This window comes from Pseudomonas sp. W15Feb9B (assembly GCF_000828175.1).
GTDB lineage: Bacteria > Pseudomonadota > Gammaproteobacteria > Pseudomonadales > Pseudomonadaceae > Aquipseudomonas > Aquipseudomonas parakoreensis.
In genome coordinates, this window is record NZ_JTKF01000044.1 from 1 (window position 1) to 25,697 (window position 25,697).

General features: G+C 60.9%; 19 protein-coding genes. 15 read left to right on the top strand and 4 right to left on the bottom strand.

Going from position 1 to position 25,697, the window contains the following annotated elements:
- Window positions 1–109: 109 nt before the first annotated feature.
- Window positions 110–922, bottom strand: coding sequence for an exodeoxyribonuclease III (xthA, locus tag OC71_RS21695; RefSeq protein WP_041073254.1), 813 nt, complete (start codon window positions 920–922; stop codon window positions 110–112).
- A gap of 327 nt (window positions 923–1,249) precedes the next feature.
- Between xthA and OC71_RS21700 the strand changes: the two genes are divergently transcribed.
- The 7 genes from OC71_RS21700 to OC71_RS21730 all read left to right on the top strand — a co-directional run bounded on the left by OC71_RS21700 (window position 1,250) and on the right by OC71_RS21730 (window position 12,400).
- Window positions 1,250–1,900, top strand: coding sequence for an N-acetyltransferase (locus OC71_RS21700; RefSeq protein ID WP_041073255.1), 651 nt, complete (start codon window positions 1,250–1,252; stop codon window positions 1,898–1,900).
- Between the two features lie 66 nt (window positions 1,901–1,966).
- Window positions 1,967–3,694 (top strand): autotransporter assembly complex family protein, encoded by a 1,728-nt coding sequence (locus tag OC71_RS21705; RefSeq protein WP_041073257.1) that lies wholly within the window; start codon window positions 1,967–1,969, stop codon window positions 3,692–3,694.
- Window positions 3,691–7,365: a translocation/assembly module TamB domain-containing protein gene (locus OC71_RS21710; protein WP_041073259.1), complete on the top strand. Its 3,675-nt coding sequence runs from the start codon at window positions 3,691–3,693 to the stop codon at window positions 7,363–7,365. The genes OC71_RS21705 and OC71_RS21710 overlap by 4 nt, the downstream gene beginning before the upstream one ends.
- Before the next feature lie 246 nt (window positions 7,366–7,611).
- Entirely contained in the window at window positions 7,612–8,094 is a 483-nt protein-coding gene (locus tag OC71_RS21715; protein WP_041073261.1) for a MarR family winged helix-turn-helix transcriptional regulator, read from the top strand.
- Window positions 8,084–9,553, top strand: coding sequence for an efflux transporter outer membrane subunit (locus OC71_RS21720; protein WP_041073263.1), 1,470 nt, complete (start codon window positions 8,084–8,086; stop codon window positions 9,551–9,553). The genes OC71_RS21715 and OC71_RS21720 overlap by 11 nt, the downstream gene beginning before the upstream one ends.
- Window positions 9,554–9,567: 14 nt before the next feature.
- Window positions 9,568–10,770 carry an efflux RND transporter periplasmic adaptor subunit gene (locus OC71_RS21725; protein ID WP_041073264.1) on the top strand — a complete coding sequence of 401 codons (1,203 nt, stop codon included), beginning with the start codon at window positions 9,568–9,570 and terminating at the stop codon, window positions 10,768–10,770.
- Between the two features lie 100 nt (window positions 10,771–10,870).
- Window positions 10,871–12,400: a DHA2 family efflux MFS transporter permease subunit gene (locus OC71_RS21730; protein WP_027614637.1), complete on the top strand. Its 1,530-nt coding sequence runs from the start codon at window positions 10,871–10,873 to the stop codon at window positions 12,398–12,400.
- Window positions 12,401–12,580: 180 nt separating this feature from the next.
- On the opposite strand, the gene lpxH is transcribed toward OC71_RS21730, so the two are convergent.
- Both lpxH and OC71_RS21740 read right to left on the bottom strand, forming a co-directional pair.
- On the bottom strand, window positions 12,581–13,327 hold the full coding sequence (gene lpxH, locus OC71_RS21735) for a UDP-2,3-diacylglucosamine diphosphatase (RefSeq protein ID WP_041073266.1): 747 nt from the start codon (window positions 13,325–13,327) through the stop codon (window positions 12,581–12,583).
- A complete protein-coding gene (locus OC71_RS21740; RefSeq protein WP_027614639.1) occupies window positions 13,324–13,830 on the bottom strand; it encodes a peptidylprolyl isomerase in 507 nt (168 codons plus the stop codon). Before OC71_RS21740 ends, lpxH begins: the two co-directional genes overlap by 4 nt.
- Before the next feature lie 251 nt (window positions 13,831–14,081).
- Between OC71_RS21740 and OC71_RS21745 the strand changes: the two genes are divergently transcribed.
- Together OC71_RS21745 and cysS are read left to right on the top strand one after the other, a co-directional pair.
- Window positions 14,082–15,782, top strand: a complete 1,701-nt coding sequence (locus OC71_RS21745) for a glutamine--tRNA ligase/YqeY domain fusion protein (protein ID WP_041073268.1) — start codon at window positions 14,082–14,084, stop codon at window positions 15,780–15,782.
- Between the two features lie 21 nt (window positions 15,783–15,803).
- Window positions 15,804–17,186, top strand: a complete 1,383-nt coding sequence (gene cysS, locus OC71_RS21750; RefSeq protein ID WP_041073270.1) for a cysteine--tRNA ligase — start codon at window positions 15,804–15,806, stop codon at window positions 17,184–17,186.
- 196 nt (window positions 17,187–17,382) lie between these two features.
- On the opposite strand, the gene OC71_RS21755 is transcribed toward cysS, so the two are convergent.
- Window positions 17,383–19,224 carry a sigma-54-dependent Fis family transcriptional regulator gene (locus OC71_RS21755; protein ID WP_041073272.1) on the bottom strand — a complete coding sequence of 614 codons (1,842 nt, stop codon included), beginning with the start codon at window positions 19,222–19,224 and terminating at the stop codon, window positions 17,383–17,385.
- Between the two features lie 373 nt (window positions 19,225–19,597).
- Here OC71_RS21755 and OC71_RS21760 point away from each other — a divergent pair, with 373 nt between their 5' ends.
- The 6 genes from OC71_RS21760 to OC71_RS21785 are packed head-to-tail and all read left to right on the top strand — an operon-like array spanning window position 19,598 to window position 25,554.
- Window positions 19,598–20,692 (top strand): ABC transporter ATP-binding protein, encoded by a 1,095-nt coding sequence (locus tag OC71_RS21760; RefSeq protein ID WP_041073274.1) that lies wholly within the window; start codon window positions 19,598–19,600, stop codon window positions 20,690–20,692.
- Complete coding sequence (locus tag OC71_RS21765; protein ID WP_041073275.1) at window positions 20,692–21,807, top strand: ABC transporter ATP-binding protein; 1,116 nt, start codon at window positions 20,692–20,694, stop codon at window positions 21,805–21,807. Before OC71_RS21760 ends, OC71_RS21765 begins: the two co-directional genes overlap by 1 nt.
- On the top strand, window positions 21,804–22,670 hold the full coding sequence (locus tag OC71_RS21770; protein WP_007961995.1) for a carbohydrate ABC transporter permease: 867 nt from the start codon (window positions 21,804–21,806) through the stop codon (window positions 22,668–22,670). The genes OC71_RS21765 and OC71_RS21770 overlap by 4 nt, the downstream gene beginning before the upstream one ends.
- Window positions 22,671–22,680: 10 nt before the next feature.
- Window positions 22,681–23,481 (top strand): carbohydrate ABC transporter permease, encoded by an 801-nt coding sequence (locus OC71_RS21775; protein WP_041073277.1) that lies wholly within the window; start codon window positions 22,681–22,683, stop codon window positions 23,479–23,481.
- Window positions 23,482–23,491: 10 nt separating this feature from the next.
- A complete protein-coding gene (locus OC71_RS21780) occupies window positions 23,492–23,764 on the top strand; it encodes a DUF2160 domain-containing protein (protein ID WP_027614647.1) in 273 nt (90 codons plus the stop codon).
- Window positions 23,765–23,811: 47 nt separating this feature from the next.
- Window positions 23,812–25,554, top strand: coding sequence for an ABC transporter substrate-binding protein (locus tag OC71_RS21785; RefSeq protein ID WP_041073279.1), 1,743 nt, complete (start codon window positions 23,812–23,814; stop codon window positions 25,552–25,554).
- The last annotated feature ends 143 nt before the right edge of the window (window positions 25,555–25,697 follow it).

Sequence of the window (25,697 nt, forward strand, 5' to 3'; positions counted from 1 at the left end):
ACAAGCGAGCTTGCTCGCGAATGCGGTTCATCAGAAACACATCGGGTGACTGACACTCCGCATTCGCGAGCAAGCTCGCTCCCACAGGGGATTTCAGGCGATTCGAAGGTCAGGCCAGTTCCAGCCAGATCGGCGCATGATCCGACGGCTTTTCCATGCCGCGCAGTTCATAGTCCACGCCCGCATCCTTGACCCGTGGCAGCAAGCCATGGGAGGCGAGGATCACGTCGATGCGCAGGCCACGTTTCGGTTCATCTTCAAACCCACGGCTGCGGTAGTCGAACCAGCTGAACCGGTCGGTCACGTCCGGGTTGAGGTGGCGGAAGCTGTCAGTCAGGCCCCAGTTTTTCAGGCGGGCCATCCATTCACGTTCTTCCGGCAGGAAGCTGCATTTGCCGGTTTTTAACCAGCGCTTCATGTTGTCCGGGCCAATGCCGATGTCGCTGTCTTCCGGGGAAATGTTCACATCGCCCATCACCACCAGCGGCTGTTCGTTGTGGAACTGGCTTTCCAGCAGGGTTTGCAGGTCGCTGTAGAAGCGCTGCTTGGCCGGGAACTTGGTTGGATGGTCGCGGCTTTCGCCCTGCGGGAAGTAGCCGTTCATGATGGTCACCGGTACGCCATTGGCGTCGGCGAAGGTGCCCCAGATAAAGCGGCGCTGGGCGTCTTCTTCATCGCTGGCGAAGCCTTTGTGAATCGCGATTGGCTCACTGCGCGAAAGCAGGGCAACGCCGTAATGGCCTTTCTGACCGTGGAAATAAACGTGATAACCCAGCGCACGCACTTCTTCCAACGGAAATTGGTCGTCGTGGACCTTGGTTTCCTGCAGGCCGATCACGTCCGGCTGATGCTTTTCGATCAGCGCTGCCAGCTGATGCGGACGGGCGCGCAGTCCGTTGATGTTGAAGGAAACGATCTTCATGGTCGGCAGTCCTGGCAAAAGGGCGATGCTAGCTGACATGTGGGATGGGGGCCAGTGTGGGGTAAGTAGATTCGCTGTGTTCTGTCAGATGTGTGCTGTCTGTAGGGGCCCCATCGCTGGCAAGCCAGCTCCCACAGGTTCAATGGTGTTCACATATTTTGTGTGCGACGCAGGCACTGTGGGAGCTGGCTTGCCAGCGATGAGGCCCGCCCGGTCGATGAAGATCCCGAGTTGGTCTATACCTGTGGGGAACTGCGCCACCTGCAACAGGTTCGTACCAACAAGAGCGCAGTCATTTGCGCTGCGCCCCGGGGGAGAATCACCGTCATGCCTGAAACCCAGACTGCCATCGCCGACATCCACATGCTCGACCGCGGTTACTCGCGCGAAGCCCGATCGTTGCTGTATCAGGCGTACCGCCACGAGCCGACCTTCGGTTACTTGTTCGAGGCCGAGCGGCCGGGCTACGAGCAGCGCGTACGGGCCACAGTGCGTGAGCTGGTCAAGCAGCATTTCCTGCAGGACCTGCCGGCCATCGGTCTGCTGGTCAACGACCGCCTGATCGGGATTGCACTGATCGCGCCGCCGCAACGGCGTCTGGGGATCACCGAGAGCTGGGCGTGGCGCCTGCGCATGGTGCTCAGCATCGGTTTCCGTTGCACCCGGCGTTATCTGGCCTATCACGATGCGGTGGCGGCGTGCGTGCCCAGCGACTCGGTGCACATGTTGCCGCTGCTGGGAATCCACCCGCAGTTTCAAGGTAAACATTTCGGTGAGCAGTTGCTGACGGCGGTGCACAACTGGTGTGCGGTGGACGAAACCTCGCAAGGCGTCGTACTCGACACCGGCAACCCGCGTTACCTGGAATTCTATAAACGCCAGGGCTACGAAGAGATTGGCGAAGTGGCCGTCGGCCCGGTGCGCGAACATGTATTTTTCCACGCCAATCCGCAGGTGTTACAAACTGCAACAGCATAGCAATCGAACTTCTTCGGGAATTTCCTGTTCTATCACGCTCCCAAGCCCGTGATAGCATCCGCGCCTATGAAGTTTCCAGGAAGATTTACCAGTGGCGTGCTCCTGCTGTTAACCAGCTGCGCGGCGCTGGCGCAAAGTGAATTGGACGTGCGGATCAAACCGTCCAACGACGAACTCAAGGCCAATATAGAAGGCTATATCGGCAGCCTCGGCGATCGTGACGAACAAGCCTTGCTGCGCTTCAGTCGCGGGGCTGAGGAGCAGGCGCGCAAAGCCGCGCAGGCCTTGGGTTATTACCAGCCGCAGATCGACAGCGATGTAAAGGGCGGTGAAAAACCGCGCCTGGTGCTGAACATCGATCCTGGCGAACCGATTCGTCTGCGCAACGTGACTATCCGCGTCGACGGGCCCGCGGCCTCCCTCAAATCCTTTCGCGTGCCGAGCAGTGACACGCTCAAGTCCGGCGCCGTGCTCAACCATGGGCGTTATGAAGACGCCAAACGGCTGATCCAGAACCAGGCCTCGCGCTTCGGTTTCTTCAGTGGTCATTTCACCCGCCAAAAACTCCTGGTCGACCCGCGTGCCGGGGTGGCCGACGTTGAATTGATCTACGACAGCGGCCCGCGTTATGCGCTGGGCAGCGTCAGTTTCGAGGGCGACACGCCGTTCGACGAAGACCTGCTGCAACGCATGGTGCCGTTCAAGGCCGGCGACCCGTATGACTCCGAGCTGATCGCCGAACTCAACCGCGACCTGCAATCGAGCGGCTATTTCGAAGGCGTACGTGTCGATGCCGCACCGACGGCGGCGAAAAACGACGTGATCCCGGTCGACGTCAAACTCGACACACGCAAGCCGCGCACCATGGGCCTGGGCCTCGGTTATTCCACCGACGTCGGCCCCCGGATCAAAGCCAACTGGACGCGTCATTGGGTCAACCCGCAGGGCGATAGCTACGGTTGGGAGGCTGAACTGTCGGCGCCACGGCAAAACGTCGGGCTGTTCTACGACATCCCGCTCGACCCGCCGTTGACCGATAAATTGCGCTGGGCCGGTGGTTATCAATACGAAGACATCGACGGCTCCGACACCCTGAGCAAGCTGCTGACCTTCGGCCCGGAATGGCACAGCAAGTTGCCCAGCGGCTGGCAGCGGGTGATCTCGCTGAAATGGCAGCGCGAGGAATATCAGCTCGGCGACGACTCCGGCCTGAGCACCTTGTTGATGCCTGGCATCAGCTATTCGTACCTCAAAAGTGACAACCGCATCGACCCGCACAACGGCTATCGCCTGACCTTTGAAAGCAAAGTGGCGAAGGAAGGCCTCGGCTCCGACAACAACCTGCTTTATGGCACGGCGTTGATCAAAGGCCTGACCACAGTGTTCGACAACCACCGCTTCCTCGGCCGGGTGCAGGTCGGTGGCAGCGCCACCAACGGTTACAACTCGGTACCGCCGTCGCTGCGTTTCTTCGCCGGTGGCGATCAGAGCGTGCGCGGTTACGACTACCAGAGCCTGTCCCCGGAAAACGCCAAGGGCGACCGCATCGGCGGGCGTTACATGGTCGCCGGCAGCGTCGAGTACCAGTATTCGATTGCCGAGAAGTGGCGGGTCGCGACCTTCGTCGACCAGGGCAACTCCTTCAACAAACTCGAACTGCCGAACCTCAAGACCGGGGTCGGTATCGGTGTGCGCTGGGTCTCGCCGGTGGGGCCGATCCGCCTCGACCTGGCTCACGCGCTGGACGACGACGGCGGCATCCGGCTGCACTTTTCCATGGGGCCTGAGCTGTGAAGCGTGGTTTGAAAATAGCGGCACTGGCATTGTTGGCGCTGGTGCTGTTGCTGGTATTGAGCATCAGCGCGATACTCGGGACGCAAGCAGGCAGCCGTTGGGCGCTGAGCCTGGTGCCAGGTTTGAGCGTGGAGAATTTCCAGGGTCGCCTCGGCGGGCAATGGAGCGCCGATCATCTGTTGTGGCAACAGGGCAGCAGCCGGGTCGAACTGAGCAAGCCGATTTTCGCCTGGTCGCCGCTGTGCCTGACGCGCATGACCCTGTGCATCGAACAGCTCAAGGCTGATCAGGTGATTCTGCAATTCCCGCCGAGTGAGGAAACCACCGACAGCGGCCCGATTCAACTGCCGGATCTGCAATTGCCGGTGGCCATCGAACTGGGCGACGTGCAAGTAGGCAGCCTGCTGTTCAACGGCAGCGAACAGCTCAAGGGCTTGCAATTGGCGGCGCACTGGACCGCCAAGGGCCTGCAGATCGACAGCGTGAAACTGCAGCGCGACGACCTGAGCCTGAACCTCTCCGGTCTGCTGCAACCGACCGGTAACTGGCCGCTGAACATCGCTGGTGACCTGAGCCTGCCGTCCCCAGGCACCGGCCCCTGGACGCTGGCGTTGAAAGTCGACGGCGATCTGCTGAAAACCCTCAACCTGCACGCCGACAGCCACGGTTACCTCGACGGCCAGTTGAGCGGCGAACTGCAACCGCTGGCCGAAAACCTGCCGGCCAAGGTGCGCATCACCTCCGAGGCATTCAAACCCAGCGCCGATCTGCCGGACACCCTGCAACTCAATCAACTGGTCTTGACCGGCGAAGGCGATCTGAAAAACGGTTACCAGTTAAACGGCAACGCCACGCTGCCCGCCGACAAAGGCCCGGTGGCGTTGCTGCTTACAGGCAAAGTCGACGCCAGTGGCGCGCAGATTGCCGGCCTCGACCTGACGGCCAACGACAAACAAAGCCTCAAACTCACCGGCAGTGTTGACTGGAGCAAAGGCCTCAGCGCCCAAGCCAACATCAACTGGCAGGACTTTCCGTGGCATCGGCTCTATAACGAAATCGATGAACCCCAAGTCGCCTTGCGCACCTTCACTGGCGAAGTCTCCTACACCGACGGTCAGTACATCGGTAACTTCGCCGCCGCACTGGACGGTCCGGCGGGCGCATTCAGCCTCAGCAGTCCGTTCAGCGGCAGTCTGAAACAGATCGCCTTGCCGCAATTGAAGATGGAAGCCGGGCAGGGCAAGGCTGAGGGTCATGTCAACGTGCAGTTCGCCGATGGCATCGCCTGGGACACGGCGCTGGATCTGTCAGCGCTGAACCCGGCGTACTGGGTTGCGGAGTTGCCGGGCACCTTGGCCGGGCCGTTGCGCAGCAAAGGCGAGATGAAGAACGAACGCCTGAGCCTCACCGCCGACCTCGACCTCAAAGGCAAATTGCGCGGGCAACCGGCGATCCTCCAGGCCAAGGCGGACGGCGCCGGCGAGCAGTGGAACCTCAACGCCCTGCAAATCCGCCTCGGCGATAACAGCATCAGCGGCAAGGGCAGCCTGCAACAGAAACTGACCGGGCAGATCGACATCAAGCTGACGCGCCTGGCCCAGCTCTGGCCGCAGTTGCGCGGGCAGGTCACGGGGCTGGTCAATGTCGCTGGTTCGCTGAAGGCACCGCAAGGCAAGCTCGGCTTGCATGGTTCGCAACTGGCGTTTCAGGACAATCGTCTGCAAAGCCTCAATCTCGATGCCACGCTCGACAGTGCGCAACGGGCAAAGATCGACCTCAAGGGCAGCGGCATTCAGGCCGGTGACACCAACCTCGGTGTGTTGACCGCCAGCGCCCAAGGCGACATCAAGAGCCAGAAACTCAACCTCGACCTGCTCGGGCCGAAGTTGAAACTGGCCCTCGGTCTGGACGGCAATCTGGACCAGGGCAACTGGCGCGGTCGTTTGGCCAGCGGCGATATTCAGGCCGGCGGCCAGGACTGGAAACTGCAGAGCCCGGCCAGACTCGAACGCCTCGCCGACGGCAAGATCAACTTCGGCGCGCATTGCTGGATGTCCGGCAATGCCAGCCTGTGCGGCGAAGATCAGCGCCTGCTGCCGGAGCCGAAACTGCGTTACCACCTCAAGCAGTTCCCGATCGAAAGCCTCGCGCAGTGGTTGCCGAAAGACTTTGCCTGGCAAGGCAGGCTCAACGCCGATCTGCAATTGGATCTGCCGGCCAGCGGCCCCAATGGCGTGGTCAGCATCGACGCCAGCGGCGGCACCTTGCGCATGAAAGAAAAGGATCAGTGGCTGGACTTCCCGTACCAGACCCTGAAGCTCACCAGCAAACTCACACCCAAGCGCGTGGACACCGAACTCAACTTCGTCGGCGGCAAACTCGGCGAGTTGATGGTGCAGGCGCAGCTCAATCCGCTGCCGAAAAACAAACCGTTGAGCGGCTCTTTCCGCCTGAGCGGACTGGACCTGTCGGTGGCGCGGCCGTTTGTGCCGATGGTCGAAAAACTCACCGGACGCCTCAACGGCAGCGGCACGATTTCCGGCGGTCTGCTGGCGCCGCTGGTCAACGGCACGGTGAAACTCAGCGACGGTGAAGTGTCCGGTGCCGAGCTGCCGATGGAGCTCAAGGACCTGCAACTGCAAGCAGTGATTGCCGGCGAATCGGTGCGCCTCGATGGCGGCTGGAAAAGCGGCAAAAGCGGGCAGGGCAGCCTGAACGGTAACGTCGCCTGGGGGCAGGCGCTGATGGTCGATGTCGCGCTTAAAGGCACGCAACTGCCGGTGACCGTCGAGCCTTACGCCAAACTGGAAGTGGCGCCAGACCTGAAGATTTCCATGGCCGGCGACGAGCTGAAAATTGCCGGCAAGGTCCAGGTGCCCAGAGGCGAAATCACCGTGCGCGAACTGCCGCCATCGACGGTAAAGGTCTCCGACGACACGATCATCGTTGGCGCGCAGACCGAAGAGGGCAAACCACCGCTGGCGATGAAAATGGACATCGACGTGGTGGTCGGCGAAGACAAACTGAGCTTCGCCGGGTTCGGCCTGACCGCCAACCTGCAAGGTCACGTGCACATCGGCGACAACATGGACACCCGTGGCGAGCTGTGGCTCAACGACGGTCGTTACCGCGCCTACGGCCAGCGCCTGAACGTGCGCCGTGCGCGACTGTTGTTTGCCGGCCCGATCGATCAGCCGTACCTGGACATCGAGGCGATTCGCCAGACCGACGACGTGATCGCCGGTATTCGCCTGAGCGGCAGTGCCGAGCAACCGACCACGCAGATCTTCTCCGAACCGGCCATGAGCCAGGAACAGGCGTTGTCGTATCTGGTGCTCGGGCGTCCGCTGAGCACCAACGGCGAAGACAACAACATGCTCGCGCAAGCGGCGTTGGGCCTGGGCTTGATGGGCAGCTCCGGGGTCACCAGCAGTCTGGCCAAGGACCTGGGGATTCAGGACTTCCAGCTCGATACCCAGGGCAGCGGCAACACCACCAGCGTGGTCGCCAGCGGCAACATCTCCGAGAAACTCAGTTTGCGTTACGGCGTTGGCGTGTTCGAACCGGCCAACACCATTGCGCTGCGTTACAAGCTGAGCAAGAAGGTTTATGTCGAAGCGGCCAGCGGTGTCGCCAGTTCGCTGGATATCTTCTACAAGCGCGATTTCTAGAGCGCACCTGTTTATTTGAACCGAGGCGCGGCCTTCGCGAGCAGGCTCGCTCCCACATTGATCCATGTATGCATGAGATCCCTGTGGGAGCGAGCTTGCTCGCGAAAGCATCAGTGCGGGCAACACAAAAACCCAGTCCGTTGGTCAACTAATTACAAAGCAACCTAACTATTGCGTTGACATTCGCTGCCTAGGCAGTAACATCTCGACATACATTCACTGCCTAGGCAGTTATTAGGTGAGCACATGAAGCATTTCACCCCGGACGAATTCAAACATTGCCATCTCGGCCTGTTGCTGGGCCGCGCCGCGTTGCTCAAGGACCGGATCATCGACACCCACATGGAACCCCACGGCATCACCGCCGCGCAGTTCAAGGTGTTGATCATCATGGCCCAGTACGGCGTCGACACGCCGGCCGAGCTGTGCCGGCACCTGTCGCTGGACAGCGGTTCGATGACGCGCATGCTCGATCGTCTGGAGCAGAAAGGTTTCCTGGTTCGCCAACGCAGCGAAGGCGATCGCCGTCAGGTGCAGCTCAAGCTCACCGAGCAGGGCCAGCAACTGGCCGATCGCCTGCCCTACATCGGCGCCGATGCGATGAATGAACTGGCCGGCGCCATCTCTCGTGAAGAGCTGAAAACCCTGGAATACATCCTCAAGAAAATCCTGCTGGCAGCCGGTGACCCGATCACGATCCAGCGCTTAGGTGAACATAATGAGCGGTAAAACCTTGCGCAGCAGCCTGACCCTGCTGCTGTCGGCGATGATCCTCGCCGGTTGCGCCAACTACAGCGGCCTCGACACTCAAGGCCAAAACCTCGATGCGAAAAGCCTCATCGCCAGCCAGTCCCTCAACGGCGTGACTCTGTCGCCGGCGGCATGGCCGCAGAGCGACTGGTGGACCAGCCTTGGCGATCCACAACTCGACGGGCTGATCCGCGAAGCGCTGCACGACAGCCCGGACATGCAGATCGCTGCCGCCCGCGCCCATCAGGCCAGCGCCGCCGCGTATGCCGCCGATGCCGAACGCTATCCGACCCTCGACGCCAGCGCCGGTATCAGCCGTTCGCGGCTGGCCAAGGATCAGGACCCGCGCGGGCAGGGCGATGCCTACGCCACCGTGCGTAACGTCAGCGCCGGTTTCAATTACAACTTCGACCTGTGGGGCGGCCAGCGTGATGCCTGGGAAGCTGCACTCGGTCAGGCTCGCGCTGCCGAAGTCGACCGTCAGGCCGCGCAATTGACCCTCGCCGCCGACGTGGCCCGCGCCTACAGCGATCTGGGGCAGGCGCACATCGTTTATGACCTGGCCAACGAAGACCTCAAACGCACCAAACAGATGCTCGATCTGAGCCAGCGCCGCTTGAGTGCCGGGATCGACAGCCAGTACCAGTTCCAGCAAACCCAAAGCCTTGAGGCCAGTTCCGAAGCCAGCCTGATCGACGCTGAAAAACGTCTGAACAGCGCGAAAATCGCCTTGGCCGTACTGCTTGGCAAAGGCCCGGATCGCGGCAACGAAATTGCTCGACCGAAAGTCCTGCAAGCCAGCGCCGTGGCGGTGCCGTCGGTGCTGCCGGCAGAGCTGCTCGGTCGGCGTCCGGATCTGGTCGCTGCGCGCTGGCGCGTAGAGGCGGCGAGCAAAGACATCGACTCGGCGAAAACCCGCTTCTATCCCAACTTGAACCTCACGGCTTCGGCCGGTGCCGAATCCTTGTTGGGTGACGCGATGTTCGGGTCGGCCAGTCGCTTCTTCAGCATCGCCCCGACCATTTCGGTGCCGATCTTCGACGGCGGGCGCCTGCGCGCCAACCTCGATGCGCGCGACGCCGATTACGATCTGGCGGTGGCGCAGTACAACAAAAGCCTGGTGAAAGCCCTCGGTGATGTCAGCGACACGATCAACCAGTTGCGTGACATCGGCCGGCAGATCGGCGCGCAGCAACACGCCACCGAGATTGCTCAGGATTCTTACAACACCGTCGTCCAGCGTTACGGTTCCGGCATCGGCAACTACCTGGACGTGCTCAGCATCGAGCAGCAATTGCTGCAGGCCCAGCGTCAGCTGGCCAACCTCAATGCCGAGCAGATCGACCTGTCGATTCAACTGATGCAAGCGCTGGGCGGCGGCTTTCAGGGTGAAACCCTGACCGCAGCCAACGCCACCCCAGCCACGTCGCACAACTAATTCAGGTATTTGTCATGGCCACTGCCGAAAACACCCAAACTCAAGCCAACACTCCCGACACTGGCAATCCACGCAAGCGCAAATTCATGCTGCTGGTGCTGGCCGTCTTGGTCCTGCTCGCCGGGGCTGGCGTGTGGGCGTATCACGAATTCATCGGGCGCTTCAACGAAAGCACCGACGACGCCTACGTCAACGGCAACGTCGTCGAGATCACCCCGCTGGTCACCGGCACCGTGGTCAGCATTGGCGCTGACGATGGTGATCTGGTTCACGAAGGTCAGGTGCTGATCAACTTTGACCCGAACGACGCCGAAGTCGGCCTGCAAAGTGCCCAGGCGAAACTGGCGCGCACCGTGCGTCAGGTGCGCGGCCTGTACAGCAACGTTGACGGCATGAAAGCCCAGGTCAACGCGCAACAGGCCGAAGTACAGAAAGCTCAGGACAACTACAACCGCCGGAAAAACCTCGCCGCCGGCGGGGCGATTTCCCAGGAAGAACTGTCCCACGCCCGCGACGATCTGACCTCGGCGCAAAACGCCCTGGCCAACGCCAAACAACAACTGAAAACCACCAGCGCGCTGGTCGATGACACCGTGGTTTCGTCGCATCCGGACGTGATGTCCGCCGCAGCGGATCTGCGTCAGGCGTACCTGACCAACGCCCGCAGCACCCTGATCGCGCCGGTTACCGGTTACGTCGCCAAGCGCACTGTGCAGCTCGGTCAGCGCGTACAGCCAGGCACCGCGCTGATGGCGGTGATTCCGCTGGATCAACTGTGGATCGACGCCAACTTCAAGGAAACCCAGCTGCGTGACATGCGCATTGGCCAACCGGTGGACATCGAGTCCGACATCTACGGCAGCAGCGTGAAGTACAGCGGCACCGTCGACAGCCTTGGCGCCGGTACCGGCAGCGCGTTCGCTCTGTTGCCAGCGCAGAACGCCACCGGTAACTGGATCAAGATCGTGCAGCGTGTGCCGGTGCGGATTCACATCAACGCCGAAGAACTGGCCAAGCATCCGTTGCGGGTCGGTCTGTCGACCAACGTTGAAGTGAACCTGCACGACCAGAGCGGCCCGGTGCTGGCCCAGCAACCGCCGCAAAAGGCCTCGTTCAGCACCAACGTCTACGACCGCCAGCTGGCTGAGGCCGACGCGATGATTGCGCAACTGATCCACGACAACAGCGCTGCGGTGAGCAAGACCGCGCAACGCTAAGGTCACATCCTTCAGGTGCGGGCTTTTGTGGCGAGGGAGCAAGCTCCCTCGCCACAACAGGCACGCTCCATAGCGTCAACCCGGTTTCATAGGATTCACAATGAGCAATAACGCCTCTTTCACGCCGCCCAGCCTGTTGCTCAGCACCATCGGCCTGTCGCTGGCGACGTTCATGCAAGTGCTCGACACCACCATCGCCAACGTGGCGCTGCCGACCATCTCCGGCAACCTCGGCGTGAGTTCGGAGCAGGGCACCTGGGTGATCACCTCGTTTGCCGTAAGCAACGCCATCGCGCTGCCGCTGACCGGCTGGCTCAGTCGGCGTTTTGGCGAGGTGAAGCTGTTTTTGTGGGCCACCATTCTGTTCGTGCTGGCCTCGTTTCTCTGCGGTATCTCGACGTCGATGCCGGAACTGATCGGCTTTCGCGTGCTGCAAGGCCTGGTGGCCGGGCCGCTGTACCCGATGACGCAAACCCTGTTGATTGCGGTCTATCCCCCCGCGAGGCGCGGCATGGCCCTGGCGTTGCTGGCGATGGTCACGGTGGTCGCGCCAATTGCAGGTCCGATTCTCGGTGGCTGGATCACTGACAGCTACAGCTGGCCGTGGATCTTCTTCATCAACGTACCGATCGGCATCTTTGCGGTGATGGTGGTGCGCTCGCAACTGGCCAAGCGTCCGGTGGAGACCAGTCGGCAGCCGATGGACTACGTCGGTCTGATCACGCTGATCATCGGCGTCGGCGCGTTGCAGGTGATCCTCGACAAGGGCAATGACCTGGACTGGTTCGAATCGAACTTCATCATCATCGGTGCGGCGATTTCGGTGATCGCCCTGGCGGTGTTCGTCATCTGGGAAATGACCGACCAGCACCCGGTGGTTAACCTGCGCCTGTTCGCCCATCGCAACTTCCGCATCGGTACGCTGGTGCTGGTGCTGGGTTACGCCGGGTTCTTCGGCATCAACCTGATCCTGCCACAGTGGCTGCAAACCCAGATGGGTTACACCGCGACCTGGGCCGGTCTGGCTGTGGCGCCGATCGGTATTCTGCCGGTGCTGCTGTCGCCGTTTGTCGGCAAGTACGCGAACAAGTTCGACCTGCGCCTGCTGGCCGGTCTGGCGTTCCTCGCGATTGGCTTGAGCTGCTTCATGCGCGCCGAGTTCACCAACGAGGTGGACTTCCAGCACATCGCCCTAGTGCAACTGTTCATGGGGATTGGCGTGGCGCTGTTCTTCATGCCGACCCTGAGCATCCTGATGTCCGACCTGCCGCCAAGCCAGATCGCCGACGGCGCAGGCCTGGCGACCTTCCTGCGCACCTTGGGCGGCAGCTTTGCGGCATCGTTGACCACCTGGATCTGGATCCGCCGCGCCGATCAGCATCATGCGTACATGAGCGAAAGCATCAGTACCTTCGAACCGGCGACCCGCGAGACCTTGAACCATTTAGGCGGCGCGAGCCAATCGGCGTACGCGCAGATGGATCAGATCCTCACCAGTCAGGCGTACATGCTCTCCACCGTGGATTACTTCACGTTGTTGGGCTGGGGCTTTATGGGGCTGATTCTGATTGTGTGGCTGGCGAAACCGCCGTTTGCGGCGAAGGCCGGGCCTGCTGCTTCAGGACACTAAGGTCAAAAGCCTCTCACCCTAACCCTCTCCCGGAGGGAGAGGGGACTGACTGAGGGTTTCTTTCGAGGTCCGCCGACCTGAGCCACCGAGTTGAACTCAGGTTTTGAATAGCATGAAGATCGGCTCCCTTTCCCCCTCGCCCCCCTGGGGGAGAGGGCTGGGGTGAGGGGGTAGCGATCTTCAGCCGTGCGGCAAAGCCAGTGGCGGAGCAAAGTCGAACGGCGCCAGGGCAAACCCGTTCTCATCCACCTGCAGCGCCCAACCCTGACGATCCCAATCCCCCAGCACAATCCGCTTCGCCGCCTGCTCGCCGAGTTGCAGCTTGTGGATCGCCGGACGATGGGTATGCCCGTGAATCAGGGTTTTCACCGCGTATTGCTGCATGATCCGCGGAATTTCCTCAGGCGTGACATCGACAATGTCGTTGGCCTTCATCCGCGTCTGCGCGCGGCTTTCACTGCGCAGCTTGCGCGCCAGTTTGTGGCGGGTGCTCAGTGGCAGGTGGCGCAGGATGAACAGGGTGATCGGGTTGCGCAGGTAGCGCCGCAGCTTCATGTAGGCTTCGTCGCGGGTGCACAGGCTGTCGCCGTGCATCAGCAGCACCGGCTCGCCGTAAAACTGCACGACACTCGGGTCCTTCAACAGCGTACAGCCGGCTGCTTTGCAGAAGGCCTTGCCGAGCAGGAAGTCGCGATTGCCGTGCATCAGAAAGATTGCCGTGCCGCTGTCGCTCAATTGGCGCAGGGCCTGGCAGATGGAACGCTGGAAGGGCGTCATGGCGTCGTCGCCAATCCACGCCTCGAAGAAGTCGCCGAGGATGTACAACGCACTCGCCGAGCGGGCGCGTCCGGCGAGCAAATCCAGAAACGCCCGGGTGATGTCCGGGCGCTCCTCTTCCAGATGCAAATCTGAAATCAGCAATATCACGCTTCGATGATCTCGGCTTTCTCGATGATCACGTCGTCTTTCGGCACGTCCTGGTGGCCGGCCTTGGAAGTGGTGGCAACGCCTTCGATCTTGTCGACGACGTCGGTACCGGCAACCACTTTACCGAACACGGCATAACCCCAGCCCTGAGCGGTCTTGGCGGTGTGGTTGAGGAAGCTGTTGTTGGTGGCGTTGATGAAGAACTGCGCCGAGGCCGAATGCGGGTCCATGGTGCGGGCCATGGCAACGGTGTACTTCTCGTTCTTCAGACCGTTGTCAGCTTCGTTCTGAATGCTTGGGCTCTTGTCTTTCTTTTCCTGCATGCCAGGCTCGAAACCGCCGCCCTGGATCATGAAGCCCTTGATCACGCGGTGGAACACTACGTTCTCGTAGTGACCTTTCTTGACGTATTCGATGAAGTTGGCAGCGGTGATTGGCGCTTTTTCCGCGTCCAGTTCGATGACGATGTCGCCGTAGTTGGTGGTCAGTTTGACTTGAGTCATGATCGCTACTCTTTATAAGGAATTCGTGGTTCTGGGACATTCAGCCCCACAACCGGTTCAGCCTGCATCGGCCAAGGTGCGCAGTTTAGCGTGACAGGCGCGAATTTCGAGGCTGTTTTTCCAAAACCCGTCGATTAAATGCACGCCTTTATAGGCCGCGCTCTGTCAGCCCCTTGACAGCATCGGCTATGATAGCGGCTTTGTTTTGTCTGGCCCCCTTTGCGGCCGCGCACATGTAAGTCAAGGATCCTATGAGCAAGCCCACTGTCGACCCTACCTCGAATGCCAAGTCCGGCCCTGCCGTGCCGGTCAATTTCCTGCGGCCGATCATCCAGGCAGACCTGGACTCGGGCAAGCACACCCAGATCGTCACCCGTTTTCCGCCTGAGCCCAACGGCTACCTGCACATCGGCCACGCCAAGTCGATCTGCGTGAACTTCGGCCTGGCCCAGGAGTTCGGCGGCGTCACGCACCTGCGTTTCGACGACACCAACCCGGCCAAGGAAGACCAGGAATACATCGACGCGATCGAATCCGACGTCAAGTGGCTGGGCTTCGAGTGGTCCGGCGAAGTGCGCTACGCCTCGCAGTATTTCGACCAGTTGCACGACTGGGCGGTGGAGCTGATCAAGGCCGGCAAGGCCTACGTCGACGACCTGACCCCGGAGCAGGCCAAGGAATACCGTGGCAGCCTGACCGAGCCGGGCAAGAACAGCCCGTTCCGCGACCGTTCGGTGGAAGAGAACCTCGACTGGTTTGCGCGCATGCGCGCCGGTGAGTTCCCGGACGGTGCCCGCGTGCTGCGCGCCAAGATCGACATGGCCTCGCCGAACATGAACCTGCGCGACCCGATCATGTACCGCATCCGCCACGCTCATCACCATCAGACCGGTGACAAGTGGTGCATTTACCCGAACTATGACTTCACCCACGGTCAGTCGGACGCCATCGAAGGCATCACCCACTCGATCTGCACCCTGGAATTCGAAAGCCATCGTCCGCTGTACGAGTGGTTCCTGGAGAACCTGCCGGTGCCGGCCAACCCGCGCCAGTACGAGTTCAGCCGCCTGAACCTGAACTACACCATCACCAGCAAGCGCAAGCTCAAGCAACTGGTCGATGAAAAACACGTCAATGGCTGGGACGACCCGCGCATGTCGACGCTGTCGGGCTTCCGTCGCCGTGGCTACACGCCGGCGTCGATCCGCAACTTCTGCGACATGATCGGCACCAACCGTTCCGACGGCGTGGTCGACTTCGGCATGCTCGAGTTCAGCATCCGTCAGGACCTGGACGCGAACGCGCCGCGCGCCATGTGCGTGCTGCGCCCGCTGAAAGTCGTGATCACCAACTACCCGGAAGGTCAGGTCGAGAACCTCGAACTGCCGCGTCATCCGCAGAAAGAAGAACTCGGCGTGCGCCAGTTGCCGTTCGCCCGTGAAATCTACATCGACCGCGATGATTTCATGGAAGAACCGCCAAAGGGCTACAAGCGCCTGGAGCCGAACGGCGAAGTGCGTCTGCGCGGCAGCTACGTGATCCGTGCCGACGAAGCGATCAAGGACGCCGACGGCAACATCGTCGAACTGCGTTGCTCGTACGACCCGGACACCCTCGGCAAGAACCCTGACGGCCGCAAGGTCAAGGGCGTGATCCACTGGGTGCCGGCGGCTGCCAGCATCGAGTGCGAAGTGCGTCTGTACGATCGCCTGTTCCGTTCCCCGAACCCGGAGAAGGCCGAAGACAGCGCGAGTTTCCTCGACAACATCAACCCTGACTCACTGCAAGTGCTGACCGGTTGTCGTGCTGAGCCATCGCTTGGCAACGCACAGCCGGAGGACCGTTTCCAGTTCGAGCGCGAAGGCTACTTCGTTGCTGACATCAAGGACTCGAAACCAGGTCAGCCGGTATTCAACCGTACCGTGACCCTGCGTGATTCGTGGGGCCAGTGATTCGCGTCAAGGAAATATAAAGTGCTGACGATCTACAACACGCTCACCAAGAGCAAAGAAGTCTTCAAGCCGCTGGATGGCAACAAGGTGCGCATGTACGTGTGCGGCATGACCGTGTACGACTATTGCCACCTCGGCCACGGCCGCAGCATGGTCGCGTTCGACCTGGTGACCCGCTGGTTGCGGTTCAGCGGTTACGACCTGACTTACGTGCGCAACATCACCGACATCGACGACAAGATCATCAATCGTGCCCGCGAGAACGGTGAGTCGTTCGAAGCGCTGACCGAGCGCATGATTGCCGCGATGCACGAAGACGAAGCGCGCCTGAACATCAAGAAGCCGGACATGGAGCCGCGCGCCACGGATCACATTCCGGGCATGCACGCGATGATCCAGACCCTGATCGACAAGGGCTTCGCTTATGCTCCGGGCAATGGCGACGTGTACTACCGCGTCGCCAAGTTCATGGGCTACGGCAAGCTGTCGCGCAAGAAAATCGAAGACCTGCGCATCGGCGCGCGCATCGAAGTCGACGAGTCGAAAGAAGACCCGCTGGACTTCGTCCTGTGGAAGGCCGCCAAGCCGGGCGAGCCGAGCTGGGAATCGCCGTGGGGCGCCGGGCGTCCGGGCTGGCACATCGAGTGCTCGGTGATGTCCACCTGCTGCCTGGGTGAAACGTTCGACATTCATGGCGGCGGCAGTGACCTGGAGTTCCCGCACCACGAAAACGAAATCGCCCAGAGCGAAGCGGCCACCGGCAAGACCTACGCCAATGCGTGGATGCATTGCGGCATGATCCGCATCAATGGCGAGAAGATGTCCAAGTCCTTGAACAACTTCTTCACCATTCGCGACGTGCTCGACAAGTACCACCCGGAAGTCGTGCGTTACCTGCTGGTGTCCAGCCACTACCGCAGCGCGATCAACTACTCGGAAGACAACCTCAAGGACGCCAAGGGCGCACTCGAGCGTTTCTACCACGCGTTGAAAGGTCTGCCGAGCGTTGCCCCGGCCGGCGGCGAAGCCTTCGTCGAGCGTTTCACCACGGTGATGAACGACGACTTCGGCACGCCGGAAGCCTGCGCGGTGCTGTTCGAGATGGTGCGTGAGATCAACCGTCTGCGCGAGAACGATCTCGACGCAGCGGCCGGTCTGGCGGCACGTCTGAAAGAACTGGCGAGCGTGCTGGGTGTGTTGCAGCTGGAAGCCGATGACTTCCTGCAAGCGGGCGCCGAAGGGCGTGTCGATGCCGCTGAAGTCGACGCGCTGATTGCTGCACGTCTGGCGGCACGCGCCGGCAAGGACTGGGCCGAATCCGACCGCATCCGTGACCAGCTCACCGCCATGGGCGTGGTGCTGGAAGACGGCAAGGGCGGCACGACCTGGCGTCTGGCTGACTGATTGCCTGATCCGCGTTAAAACAAAACCCGCCTTGTGCGGGTTTTGTTTTTTGGGCTTTGGGTCTTGTGGTTACAGGGCTGACGCCATCGCTGGCAAGCCAGCTCCCACAAGTTTTTTGTTGTTCACGAGTGTTGCGTACAACCCGAAACCCTGTGGGAGCTGGCTTGCCAGCGATGGGGTCCGCCCAGGTAACCAGTCATTCAGCCTGCCGCAAACGCTTGTAGAGCGTATTTCGGCTCACCCCAAGCCTGCGCGCCAGATGCGAAATATTGCCCCCGGCGGCTTTCAACTCCCGGTTCAACGCCTCGGCATCGCTCAGGTCGATGCCCAACGGCTCGGCCACCTCCACCGGCTCCATCTCCAGATCGACAAAAAAATCATCCGGCAAATGCTCTGGCCGCACCGGTTGTTCCTCGGCCATGGCCAGCGCCACCTGCATCACGCTGCTGACCTGGCGCAGATTGCCTGGCCATGGATGACGACTGAACAACTCCAGCACTTCGCGGCTGAGCCCGGCCCATTGTGTCGGTTCACGATGCTGCTCCCACAGGCGTTTGAACAGCGCCTCCTTGTCACTGCGCTCTCTGAGCGGCGGCAGTTCCAGCGTCAAACCGCCAATTCGGTAGTACAAGTCCTCGCGAAACCGGCCCAATTGCACTTGCTCGCGTAAAGAGCGGTTGGTCGCCGAGATGATCCGCAAGTCCACCGGGAACAATTCGCTGCTACCCACCGGCTGCACGCAACGCTCCTGCAACACCCGCAACAACCGCGCCTGAGTCGGCAACGGCATGTCGCCGATTTCGTCGAGGAAGAGGGTGCCTTTGTCAGCCTTGCGGATCAGGCCGATGCTGCCTTTCTGGTTGGCGCCGGTGAATGCGCCTTTTTCGTAGCCGAACAGTTCCGACTCCACCAGTTCGGCGGGGATCGCCGCGCAGTTGACGGCGATGAATGCCTGTTTGCTGCGCGAACTGGCTTGGTGCAGCGCTTTGACGAAGACTTCCTTGCCGACCCCGGTTTCGCCGTGGATCAGCAGCGGAATGTCTTTTTCCAGCAGGCGTTCGGCCTGGCGCACGGCTTTTTCTACGCGGCTGTCACCAAAATGCAGAGAGTTGAGGCTGATCACGCCCGGCGCTTTGATCGGCGCCGTTTTCGCTTCGGCAAATACCCGAGGCTGAATCGGCGCCTGTTGCGGTCGCTTCAACAGGCACTGGAAACGGTTGCGCCCCGAGGTCTGCAAGGCAAACGGCAAGCCGTCGGGCTGATTCATCAGTTCCAGCAGCGACACGTTGAACAGGCTCTCGACACTGACCCGCGACAGGCGCACGCCGAGCAGATTGTCCGCGCGGCGATTAGCCGACAGCACCTGCCCGCTCTCATCGAAAATCAACAAACCGGCCCACTGACTGTCGAGGTTGTTCAACCCGGTGTTGAAGGTCAGTTGAAAGTGCTGACCGTGGAACAGGTTGAGGATCAGCCGGTTCTCCACGGTCTGGCTCATCATCTTGACCATGCCCAAGGTGTGCGAGGGCGGCAGGTAGCTGTCGCTGGACACGTCAAGCACGGCGATGACCTTGCGCTCGGCATCGAAAATCGGCGCGGCGGAACCGGTCATGAAACGGTTGGCTTTCAGAAAGTGTTCATCGTGCTCGATGTGCACCGCTTGCTCGCAGGCCAGCGCGGTGCCGATGGCATTGGTGCCGCTGCAGCGTTCCATCCAGCTCGCCCCGGCGCTAAACCCTCGGGCCAGGTTCGGCTCGATAAAGCGCTGGGTGCCCCACGATGTCAGCACCTGGCCGTGGTGGTCAGCGAGCATGATCAGGCAATTGGAGTTGCTCAGGATGTTCTCATAGTACGGCAGGACTTCCTGATGCGTGGTTTGCACCAGTGAGTGGTGACGGTCGAGCAATTGCGCAATGCCGGCGGCAGGCAGTTGGTCGAAGGCCGGGGCACTTTGATGGTCGAGGCCGAAGGCGCGGCAACGTTGCCAGGAGGTCTGGACGATCGCGTCGTGGGACAGCGGCGGAGCGGGTGCGGCCATGGTGGTGGGCCTCTGATGCAGCGTTTTTTATTGTTGTTATGAACCCAAATCCTGAGCAAAACACAGATCAACTGTGGGAGCGAGCTTGCTCGCGAAAGCGTCGTATCAGTCACCGAATCGGTTGAATGGCACACCGCATTCGCGAGCAAGCTCGCTCCCACAGGATCTCCGGTGTTCACCGAAATGAGTTCATAGAGTGTTGTTCACTATTGTTCATTGTCAATCGCCCGACTGTTCAAATGTGTTCAGCAATGAACGCCCGTTCCCCACGTTTTCGACACTTTTCACGACAAATCAACTACTTGCCATTTCTGGCACGAATGTCGCTCTGCTGCACAGGTCGCTTGACTCCAATAATAAAAAAGGCCGAGCCATGTCACTCACCCTGGAGCACGTCAGCCGTACCGTCGAGGGCCAGACCTGGATCGACGATGCCTGCCTGACCTTCGAACCCGGATCCTTCAACGTTCTGCTCGGCCGCACGCTGTCCGGCAAGACCAGCCTGATGCGTTTGATGGCCGGCCTGGACAAGCCCGACAGCGGCCGCGTCCTGATGAACGGCGTCGACGTCACTCAGCGCCCGGTGCGCTTGCGCAACGTGTCGATGGTCTATCAGCAGTTCATCAATTACCCGACCATGACCGTGTTCGAGAACATCGCCTCGCCGCTGCGTCAGGCCGGTGTCGCCAAGGACATCATCCACAGCAAGGTGCAGGAAACCGCACGGATGCTGCGCATCGAGAAGTTCCTGCAGCGCCATCCGCTGGAGCTGTCCGGCGGTCAGCAGCAGCGCACGGCGATGGCCCGGGCGCTGGTCAAGGATGCCGAACTGATCCTGTTCGACGAGCCGCTGGTCAACCTCGACTACAAGCTGCGCGAAGAACTGCGCCAAGAGATGCGCGAGCTGTTCAAGGCCCGCCACACCATCGCGATCTACGCCACCACCGAGCCCAACGAAGCGTTGGCCTTGGGCGGCACCACGACCATCCTTCACGAAGGCCGGGTGATCCAGAGCGGCCCGTCGACTTCGGTGTATCACCAGCCGCAAACCGTGCTGGCAGCGGAGTTGTTCTCCGAACCGCCGATCAACCTGATGCCCGGGCGCATTGCCGGCAACGAAGTCAGCTTTGCCAACTTCGTGCACTTCCCGTTGAACGTCGATCTACGGCCGGTGGGCGAGGGCGAATTCCGCTTCGGCGTGCGCCCCAGCCACATTTCGCTGGTGCCGAGCAACGATGACGATCTGGAACTGGCGGTCACCGTCGAAGTGGCGGAAATCAGCGGTTCGGAGACCTTCCTGCACGTGCGCAACGAACATTTCCTGCTGGTACTGCACCTGCCCGGCGTTCACGAATACGACGTCGATGCGCCGATCCGCATCTACATCCCGACCCACAAACTGTTCGTGTTCGATGCGCAGGGCCGTCTGGTGCAGGCACCGGGCCGGCGTGTCGCGAGGGTTGCCTGATGGCCGAAATTCGTTTGCAGCACCTGGCCCACAGCTACAGCAAGCAGCCGAGCGGGCCTGACGATTACGCGATCCGCGAAATGGACCATATTTGGGAGCAGGGCGGCGCCTATGCCTTGCTCGGCCCTTCGGGTTGCGGCAAGTCGACGTTGCTCAACATCATTTCCGGCCTGCTCAGCCCCTCGCAGGGGCATGTGCTGTTCGATGGCAAAGCGGTCAATGACCTGACCCCGGAGAAGCGCAACATCGCCCAAGTGTTCCAGTTTCCGGTGGTCTACGACACCATGACCGTGTTCGATAACCTGGCCTTTCCCCTGAGAAATCAGGGCATGGCCGAGGCGAAAGTGCACAGCAAAGTGCAGGAAATCGCCGAAGTCCTCGACCTGCAAAACCTGCTGAGCAAGAAGGCCCGCAACCTCACCGCTGACGAAAAGCAAAAAGTCTCCATGGGCCGTGGCCTGGTGCGCGACGACGTCTCGGCAATCCTCTTCGACGAACCGCTGACGGTGATCGACCCGCACCTGAAGTGGAAGCTGCGACGCAAGCTCAAGCAGATCCACGAGCAGTTCAACATCACCATGGTCTACGTCACCCACGATCAACTGGAGGCCTCGACCTTCGCCGACAAGATCGCGGTGATGTACGGCGGCCAGATCGTGCAGTTCGGCACCCCGCGGGAATTGTTCGAGCGGCCGAGCCACACCTTTGTCGGCTACTTCATCGGCAGCCCGGGGATGAACCTGATCGAGGTGCAGCCGCAGCCGGGCGGGGTCGGTTTCGCTTCGACGCACTTGCCACTGTCCGACGCCTTGCAACGGCATATCGAACACGGTCAGTGGAAAAATCTGAAGGTCGGCATCCGCCCCGAGTTCATCCATGTCTGGGATGAACCGTTTGACGAAGCGATGCAGGCGCGGGTGGTCCACGTCGAAGACCTGGGCACCTACAAGATCCTCACCCTCGACCTTGACGGCGCGCCGTTGAAGGTGCGTCTGGCCGAAGACAAACCGGTGCCGCAAGGCACCGCGTACATCAGCTTTCCGGCGCAGTGGCTGATGGTCTACGCCGACGAATTTCTTCTTGAAGACACCGACTCTACCGAGGTGCAGCCATGAACAAGGTGCAGAACAACAAGGCCTGGTGGCTGGTGTTGCCGGTGTTCCTGCTGGTGGCGTTCAGTGCGGTGATCCCGATGATGACCGTGGTCAACTATTCGGTGCAGGACATCTTCGATCAGTCCAGCCGCTACTTCGTCGGCGCCGACTGGTACAAACAGGTGCTGCTCGATCCGCGTCTGCATGACTCGTTGCTGCGCCAGTTCATCTACTCGGCCTGCGTGCTGTTGATTGAAATTCCGCTGGGCATCGCCGTCGCCCTGACCATGCCGACCAAGGGTCGCTGGTCGTCAGTGGTGCTGATCATCCTGGCGATTCCGCTGCTGATCCCGTGGAACGTGGTCGGCACCATCTGGCAGATCTTCGGCCGCGCCGACATCGGTCTGCTCGGGTCGAGCCTGAATGCGCTGGGCATCAGCTACAACTACGCGGCCAACACCATGGACGCCTGGGTCACGGTGCTGGTGATGGACGTCTGGCACTGGACTTCACTGGTGGCGCTGCTGTGTTTCTCCGGGTTGCGGGCGATTCCCGACGTGTATTACCAAGCGGCGCGCATCGACCGCGCCTCGGCCTGGGCGGTGTTCCGCCATATTCAGTTGCCCAAGTTGAAGAGCGTGCTGCTGATCGCGGTGATGCTGCGCTTCATGGACAGTTTCATGATTTACACCGAGCCGTTCGTGCTCACCGGCGGCGGGCCGGGTAATGCCACGACCTTCCTCAGTCAGACCTTGACGCAGATGGCGGTCGGCCAATTCGATCTGGGCCCGGCAGCGGCGTTTTCGCTGGTGTATTTCCTGATCATCCTGCTGGTCTCGTGGCTGTTCTACACCGCCATGACCCATTCCGACGCCAATCGCTGAGGGCCCGGCCATGCACAAAAGAAAGCTGATTCCGTTGCTGGTGTACATCCTGTTCCTGCTGGTGCCGATCTACTGGCTGCTGAACATGTCGTTCAAGAGCAACACCGAAATCCTCGGCGGGTTGACCCTGTTTCCGCAGGATTTCACCTGGCACAACTACAAGGTGATTTTCACCGACCCGAGCTGGTACACCGGTTATCTCAACTCGCTGTATTACGTCAGCCTCAACACGGTGATCTCGCTGAGTGTGGCGCTGCCGGCGGCGTACGCGTTTTCGCGCTATCGCTTCCTCGGTGACAAGCACCTGTTCTTCTGGCTGCTGACCAACCGCATGGCGCCGCCAGCGGTGTTTTTGCTGCCGTTCTTTCAGTTGTATTCGTCGATCGGGCTGTTCGACACGCACATCGCCGTGGCCTTGGCGCATTGCCTGTTCAACGTGCCGCTGGCGGTGTGGATTCTGGAGGGCTTCATGTCCGGCGTGCCGAAAGAAATCGACGAAACCGCCTACATCGACGGCTACAGTTTTCCCAAGTTCTTCGTGAAGATTTTCATCCCGTTGATCGGTTCCGGCATCGGTGTCACGGCGTTCTTCTGCTTCATGTTCTCTTGGGTCGAACTGCTGCTGGCGCGCACGCTGACCTCGGTGAATGCCAAGCCGATTGCTGCGGTGATGACGCGCACGGTTTCCGCTTCGGGCATCGACTGGGGCGTGCTGGCGGCGGCGGGGGTGTTGACCATCCTGCCGGGCATGCTGGTGATCTGGTTTGTTCGCAACCACGTGGCCAAGGGCTTTGCTCTGGGTCGGGTCTGAGGAACGCATGATGGAATGGATGAGCTGGACCACCCCCACGGCGGGGTTCTTTATTGCCATCGGCCTGTTGCTGGTGGGCATGACCACCTGGGAACTGCGCTCGCCGAGCATCCTGCGCCGCGGTTTTCTGCCGATTGCCACCACCCGTGGCGATCGCTTGTTCATCGGTCTTCTCGGCAGCGCCTACCTGCATCTGCTGGTAATCGGCGTCACCGACTGGAGCATCTGGGTGGCGTCCGCGCTGTCTCTGGTGTGGCTGTTGGTTGTGATGCGCTGGGGCTAGTCGAGTCGCTCGGCAATCGTGCTCCATAACTCAAACTGGAGGTCTCTATGTTCGATAAAAACAATAAGCTGCGACATAGCATTTCATTGGCAGCCATGCTGGCACTCAGCGGTTTGAGCGCTTCGGCCTGGGCCGATGCCTACGAAGACGCTGCGAAAAAATGGATTGGCAGCGAGTTCAAGCCGTCGACCCTGACGGCCGATCAGCAGCTCGAAGAACTGAAGTGGTTCATCAAGGCCGCCGAGCCGTTTCGCGGCATGGAAATCAAAGTGGTTTCCGAGACCCTGACCACCCACGAATACGAGTCCAAGGTGCTGGCCAAGGCGTTCAGCGAAATCACCGGGATCAAGCTCACCCACGACCTGCTGCAAGAAGGCGACGTGGTGGAAAAAATGCAGACGGTGATGCAGTCGGACAAGAACATCTACGATGGTTGGGTCAACGACTCGGATTTGATCGGTACGCACTTTCGCTACGGCAAGACCGAATCGATCACCGACCTGATGGCCAACGAAGGCAAGAACTTCACTTCGCCGACCCTCGACATCAAGGATTTCATCGGTATCTCGTTCACCACCGCGCCGGACGGCAAGGTTTATCAACTGCCCGACCAGCAGTTCGCCAACCTGTACTGGTTCCGCGCCGACTGGTTCGAACGCGCCGACCTGAAAGCCAAGTTCAAGGAAAAGTACGGCTACGAACTCGGCGTGCCGGTGAACTGGTCGGCCTATGAAGACATCGCCAAATTCTTCAGCGAAGACGTCAAGGAAATCGACGGCAAACGCGTCTACGGCCACATGGATTACGGCAAGAAAGACCCGTCGCTGGGCTGGCGTTTCACCGATGCCTGGTTCTCCATGGCCGGTGGCGGCGACAAGGGCTTGCCCAACGGTTTGCCGGTGGACGAGTGGGGGATTCGCGTCGAGGACTGCCATCCGGTCGGTTCCAGCGTGACCCGTGGCGGCGACACCAACGGCCCGGCGGCAGTGTTCGCCACGCAGAAATACGTCGACTGGCTCAAGGCCTACGCGCCACCGGAAGCGGCGGGCATGACCTTCTCCGAGTCCGGCCCGGTGCCGTCCCAAGGCAACATCGCCCAGCAGATCTTCTGGTACACCGCGTTCACCGCCGACATGACCAAACCGGGCCTGCCGGTGGTCAACGCCGACGGCACGCCGAAATGGCGGATGGCGCCGTCGCCGCGCGGGCCGTATTGGGAAGAGGGCATGAAGCTCGGCTATCAGGACGTGGGTTCGTGGACGTTCATGAAATCCACGCCGGAGAAACAGAAGCTGGCGGCGTGGCTCTACGCGCAATTCGTCACCTCGAAAACCGTGTCGCTGAAGAAAACCATTGTCGGCCTGACGCCGATTCGCGAGTCGGACATCAACTCGCAGGCGATGACCGATCTGGCGCCGAAGCTCGGTGGCCTGGTCGAGTTCTACCGCAGCCCGGCCCGCGTGCAATGGACCCCGACCGGGACCAACGTGCCGGACTATCCGCGTCTGGCGCAATTGTGGTGGAGCCACATCGCCGAAGCGGCCAGCGGCGAGAAGACTCCGCAGCAGGCGCTGGATGGCCTGGCCAAGGATCAGGACGCGATCATGACGCGTCTGGAACGCTCCAAAGCGCAAGCCACGTGCGCCCCGAAAATGAACCCGGAACGCGACGCGCAATACTGGTTCGACCAACCGGGCGCACCGAAACCGAAACTGGCCAACGAGAAGCCGAAGGGCGAGACCGTGAGCTACAACGAACTGCTGAAATCGTGGGCGGATGCGCGTAAGTGATGGTTGATGTGTGAAAGCAAACGGCACCGGAAGGTGCCGTTTTTTTTGTTGCCTGATTTACCGCTTTCGCGAGCAAGCCACGCTCCCACAGGTTTCTGTGTTGCTCACACAATCTGGGCACACCACAAACTCTTGTGGGAGCT

Excerpts from the sequence above, each read along its gene's own strand:
- xthA (WP_041073254.1), bottom strand. The coding sequence starts at position 922 with ATGAAGATCGTTTCCTTCAACATCAACGGACTGCGCGCCCGTCCGCAT.
- OC71_RS21700 (WP_041073255.1), top strand. The coding sequence starts at position 1,250 with ATGCCTGAAACCCAGACTGCCATCGCCGACATCCACATGCTCGACCGC.
- OC71_RS21705 (WP_041073257.1), top strand. The coding sequence starts at position 1,967 with ATGAAGTTTCCAGGAAGATTTACCAGTGGCGTGCTCCTGCTGTTAACC.
- OC71_RS21715 (WP_041073261.1), top strand. The coding sequence starts at position 7,612 with ATGAAGCATTTCACCCCGGACGAATTCAAACATTGCCATCTCGGCCTG.
- OC71_RS21720 (WP_041073263.1), top strand. The coding sequence starts at position 8,084 with ATGAGCGGTAAAACCTTGCGCAGCAGCCTGACCCTGCTGCTGTCGGCG.
- OC71_RS21725 (WP_041073264.1), top strand. The coding sequence starts at position 9,568 with ATGGCCACTGCCGAAAACACCCAAACTCAAGCCAACACTCCCGACACT.
- OC71_RS21730 (WP_027614637.1), top strand. The coding sequence starts at position 10,871 with ATGAGCAATAACGCCTCTTTCACGCCGCCCAGCCTGTTGCTCAGCACC.
- OC71_RS21740 (WP_027614639.1), bottom strand. The coding sequence starts at position 13,830 with ATGACTCAAGTCAAACTGACCACCAACTACGGCGACATCGTCATCGAA.
- OC71_RS21745 (WP_041073268.1), top strand. The coding sequence starts at position 14,082 with ATGAGCAAGCCCACTGTCGACCCTACCTCGAATGCCAAGTCCGGCCCT.
- OC71_RS21755 (WP_041073272.1), bottom strand. The coding sequence starts at position 19,224 with ATGGCCGCACCCGCTCCGCCGCTGTCCCACGACGCGATCGTCCAGACC.
- OC71_RS21760 (WP_041073274.1), top strand. The coding sequence starts at position 19,598 with ATGTCACTCACCCTGGAGCACGTCAGCCGTACCGTCGAGGGCCAGACC.
- OC71_RS21765 (WP_041073275.1), top strand. The coding sequence starts at position 20,692 with ATGGCCGAAATTCGTTTGCAGCACCTGGCCCACAGCTACAGCAAGCAG.
- OC71_RS21770 (WP_007961995.1), top strand. The coding sequence starts at position 21,804 with ATGAACAAGGTGCAGAACAACAAGGCCTGGTGGCTGGTGTTGCCGGTG.
- OC71_RS21775 (WP_041073277.1), top strand. The coding sequence starts at position 22,681 with ATGCACAAAAGAAAGCTGATTCCGTTGCTGGTGTACATCCTGTTCCTG.
- OC71_RS21780 (WP_027614647.1), top strand. The coding sequence starts at position 23,492 with ATGGAATGGATGAGCTGGACCACCCCCACGGCGGGGTTCTTTATTGCC.
- OC71_RS21785 (WP_041073279.1), top strand. The coding sequence starts at position 23,812 with ATGTTCGATAAAAACAATAAGCTGCGACATAGCATTTCATTGGCAGCC.